The organism is Mycobacteriales bacterium, from assembly GCA_035550055.1.
Classification (GTDB): Bacteria; Actinomycetota; Actinomycetes; order JAFAQI01; family JAFAQI01; genus DASZTV01.
In genome coordinates this window covers 1-3,606 of record DASZRO010000101.1, presented here as the reverse complement: position 1 = coordinate 3,606, position 3,606 = coordinate 1, and the positions used below count along the sequence as shown (strand labels likewise).

The 3,606-nt window shown below is 68.7% G+C and carries 5 protein-coding genes; 1 reads left to right on the top strand and 4 read right to left on the bottom strand.

The genetic code is table 11. The annotated features are described in order from the left end of the window. Window positions 1–16 precede the first annotated feature (16 nt). Genes VG899_15050 through VG899_15040 form a run of 3 tightly spaced genes read right to left on the bottom strand, consistent with a single transcriptional unit; the run spans window position 17 to window position 2,698 of the window. On the bottom strand, window positions 17–802 hold the full coding sequence (locus tag VG899_15050; GenBank protein ID HWA67677.1) for an ABC transporter permease: 786 nt from the start codon (window positions 800–802) through the stop codon (window positions 17–19). Then, window positions 799–1,746, bottom strand: coding sequence for an ATP-binding cassette domain-containing protein (locus tag VG899_15045; GenBank protein HWA67676.1), 948 nt, complete (start codon window positions 1,744–1,746; stop codon window positions 799–801). The genes VG899_15050 and VG899_15045 overlap by 4 nt, the downstream gene beginning before the upstream one ends. Window positions 1,747–1,759: 13 nt before the next feature. After that, window positions 1,760–2,698 (bottom strand): oxygenase MpaB family protein, encoded by a 939-nt coding sequence (locus tag VG899_15040; protein ID HWA67675.1) that lies wholly within the window; start codon window positions 2,696–2,698, stop codon window positions 1,760–1,762. 80 nt (window positions 2,699–2,778) lie between these two features. Between VG899_15040 and VG899_15035 the strand changes: the two genes are divergently transcribed. Then, window positions 2,779–3,387, top strand: coding sequence for a TetR/AcrR family transcriptional regulator (locus tag VG899_15035; protein HWA67674.1), 609 nt, complete (start codon window positions 2,779–2,781; stop codon window positions 3,385–3,387). Window positions 3,388–3,389: 2 nt separating this feature from the next. Here the strand turns inward: VG899_15035 and VG899_15030 are convergent. Further along, window positions 3,390–3,606, bottom strand: a 217-nt coding sequence (locus VG899_15030) for a methyl-accepting chemotaxis protein (protein ID HWA67673.1), incomplete at its 5' end; no start/stop codon positions are given.

The window sequence follows — 3,606 nt, the reverse complement described above, 5'->3', positions numbered from 1 at the left end:
GCGCCGGTGAGCCGGGTCAGACGTCGCGGGTTCGCAGCATGTAGTACCCGATGGCGATGACGAGGGCGGTCCAGGCCAGGAAGACGGCGTAGCCGGACCAGGGTCCGAGCGAGTCGGAGGTCTGCACCACGTTGGTGATGGCACTGCCCGCGTTGGCCGGCAGGTAGCGAGCAAAGTCGTGCTGCAGCGAGTCGGGCAGCAGCTGCGTGACGATCGGGATGATGAACACGACCGCTACGAGGGCGGTGATCGCGCCCGCGGTGTGTCGAATGATCGTGGCGAGCCCGAGCGCCATGAGCGACAGGGCGCCGATGTAGAGGCCGCCACCGAGGACGGCTCGGGCGACGTGCGGGGCACCGAGGGATACGCCGAGGTGGTGCCGGTTCAAGATCGCCTGCCCGATCGGAAACGCGGTGAACGCCACGGCGATGCTCGTCACGAACGACACCAGCGCGACCATCGTCGCCTTGGCGGCGAGCAGATAGCCGCGCTGCGGCACGGCGGCCACAGTGCTGCGGATCATGCCGGTGCTGTACTCCGCGCTCACCGTCATGATCGCGAAGACGCCGAGGGCGAGCTGGGAGAAGAACAGGCCGGCGAGGCTGATCGCCGCCGGGTCGAACAGCAGCTGGTCGTGCAACGACTCCTGCGAGTAACCCGCCGCACTACCGGCCGAGATAGCGGCGCCGAGTCCGACGCCGACGATGATCGACACCAGCACGCACCAGTACGTCGACCGGACCGAGCGCAGCTTCGTCCACTCCGAGACGAGGACGTTGCGGAACAACCCGAGGTCGATCATGCGGACGCTCCCCACGGTGGCGCGATGTCAGGTTCCGCTCCGCTGGTCGCGTGATAGTCGACCGCGTCCTCGGTGAGCTCCATGAACGCCGCCTCGAGCGTCGCCCGCGACACGGAGAGCTCGTGCAGGACGATGCGCTTGGTCGCAGCAAGCTCGCCGACTGCCTCGATGGTGGCGCCGTTGATCGACAACGCGCCGTCCGCCTCCCGCTCGACCGTCGCACCGGTTGCGGCAACTGCCGCGGCGAGCGCGTCAGCTTGCGGTGACCGGGCCCGAACGTGCGTTTCGGCGGAGGCTCGGATCAGCTCCTCGGTCGTGGCGTCGGCGATCAGCCGGCCGCGGCCGATCACGATCAGCCGGTCCGCGGTCAGCGCCATCTCGCTCATCAGGTGGCTGGAGACGAAGACGGTCTTCCCCGTTGCGGCGAAGTGCTTGAGCAGGTTGCGCACCCAGAAGATGCCCTCGGGGTCGAGTCCGTTGACCGGCTCGTCGAGCAAGAGCACCTTCGGGTCTCCGAGCAGTGCGCTGGCAATCCCGAGTCGCTGGCCCATCCCGAGCGAGAACGCGCCGGAGCGGCGTTTCGCGACCTCGGCGAGCCCGACCAGCTCGAGCACCTCGTTGACGCGCTTGGCCGGGATCCCGTTGGTCTGCGCGATGCACAGCAGGTGGTTGTAGGCGCTGCGCCCGCCGTGGACGGATCGCGCCTCGAGCAGCGCGCCCACCTCGGTGAGCGGGCGGCGATGCTTCGCGTACGGCCTGCCGTTGACCGTCACGACGCCGGAGGTCGCGGTGTCGAGGCCGAGGATCAGGCGCATCGTGGTCGACTTGCCGGCGCCGTTCGGCCCGAGGAACCCGGTGACCACCCCGGGCTGGACGGTGAAGCTGAGGTTGTCGACGGCGACGGTGTCGCCGTACCGCTTGGTGAGACCCTGCGCTTCGATCACGCGATCGAGTCAATCAGGCGGAGGCGCCGACCGACGTCCGGGCCTCGCTGCGTTCGCGCGCCTCGATCTGGATCAGCGGTTCCTCGATTCCCCAGCGCAGTACGCCGAGCACGACCTTCACCGCGTTGCGGGTGGCGATCGTGTCGATCCGTTTCGGAACCATCGAGATCCGGCTCGCGCTGCGAATGCCGTAGAGCCGTTGAGCCCAACTGGGCATCGTGTCGAACGCGGCCCTGGTGATGATCACGCTCGACGCCCGCTGGATCGGGTCGGTCCCCGTCGGCTTGCGGAAGAAGTCGGCCAGCTCCGCGGTCTCCTCCGCGAAGGTCAGCAGCGGCCGCTTCTCGGCGAAGTAGTCGTCGACCTCGGTCCGGTTCGACGGCACCGGGATGTCCGCGCCGAGCTTGATCGCGAACTGCGCGTACTGCTCGTAGTACTCGTCGATGCGAGCACCCGACAGCGGCTTCGGGTGGTAGCGGAGATGGGCCCGCATGATGCTGTGTGCCTGGGTCATCGCGGTCCAGACCAGCTGCTCCGGATCGTTGGCCGAGTACGGCCGGCCGTCGGGCATCGCGCCCTGCACCAGCTTGTGCATCTTGCGCACCATGTCGCAGGTGCGGTCGACGACCGGCATCGATCCCCACGTCATCGCGTTGACGAACGAGGCGGTCCGGCCGAGCCGCGCCAGCGGGTCGGTGCTGTAGGAGGAGTGCTGGTTCGTCCCGTGCATCGTCGGCTGGTGCAGGGCGCCCAGAAGCAGCCCCGACAACCCGCCGACCAGCGTCGCGACGTCGGAGTGGACGTACCAGATCGAACTGCCCGGTCCGAACAGCCCCGGGTCACCGGCGGGCTCAGTGAACTGCACGCCGGGTAGGGAGTCGGCGCCGACCGCCCTGATCCAGGACTCCTTGATCGCGTCCTTCGCGCCGCCGGCGATCCCGAAGGGATCCATCGTCATCCTCCTGCCCAACCATCCGAACCGCTGAGACATGAAACATATCAAGTTGCTTGTCTCACGGTACGCTGCGCTGCATGGTCGCCGGTGGAGCCCTCGCCGATGGCGTCGACGCCGCCGCGCTCGAGGCGCGTGAGCGCGTCGTGGCTGCCGCCGAGCGATGCTTCGCGCAGTACGGCGTGGCCAAGACCACGGTCGAGGACGTCGCCCGGCTGGCCGGCACGTCTCGGGCGAGCGTCTATCGCTACTTTCCCGGCGGTCGCGACGAGATCATCCTTGCGGCCCTGCTGTCGTCCGCGCACGAGTTCCTGCCGCAGATCCCGGCCCGGCTGCGCAGCGCCCGATCGGTCGGCGACGCGATCGTCGAGCTCATCGTCAGCGCTGTCGACTGGGTGCGCAGCGAGCCGTGGCGCGCTTCCCTCATGTCGGCCCCGCTGTCGCGGACCCTCAACGCCGCTGACGCCGCCGCGCCGTACGCCGTGTGCGCCGCCTTCATCGCGCCGTACTTCACCGCCGCGCGTGACGCGGGTCTGGTCCGCCCGGCTGTCGAGCTCGACGACGCCGTCGAGTTCGTCGTCCGGATGATCCACTCGCTGTTGGTGGTGCCTGGGCATCGGGACCGCGACGACGCCGAGACGCGCCGCTACGTTCACACGTTCGTGCTGCCGGCTCTGTTGAACGGCTAGCGCTACCCGACGTTGAAACGGGAAATGCTCCCGCGCAGCTCGGCTGCGAGGTTGTTGAGCTGCGCGGCGGCGGCCGCGGCCTGCTTGGACCCGACCGCGTACTGGCGAGACACGTCCGAGACCTGGGTCATCGCCGAGACCACCTGATCAGACGCCGAACGCTGCTGCTGCGTGGCCACCGAGATCTCCTTGGCCGCAGTCGTCGTCTCATCCACCATC

What these genes read in the sequence shown, in the direction of transcription:
- VG899_15050 (HWA67677.1), bottom strand. Translation starts at nt 802, where the DNA reads ATGATCGACCTCGGGTTGTTCCGCAACGTCCTCGTCTCGGAGTGGACG.
- VG899_15040 (HWA67675.1), bottom strand. Translation starts at nt 2,698, where the DNA reads ATGGATCCCTTCGGGATCGCCGGCGGCGCGAAGGACGCGATCAAGGAG.
- VG899_15035 (HWA67674.1), top strand. Translation starts at nt 2,779, where the DNA reads ATGGTCGCCGGTGGAGCCCTCGCCGATGGCGTCGACGCCGCCGCGCTC.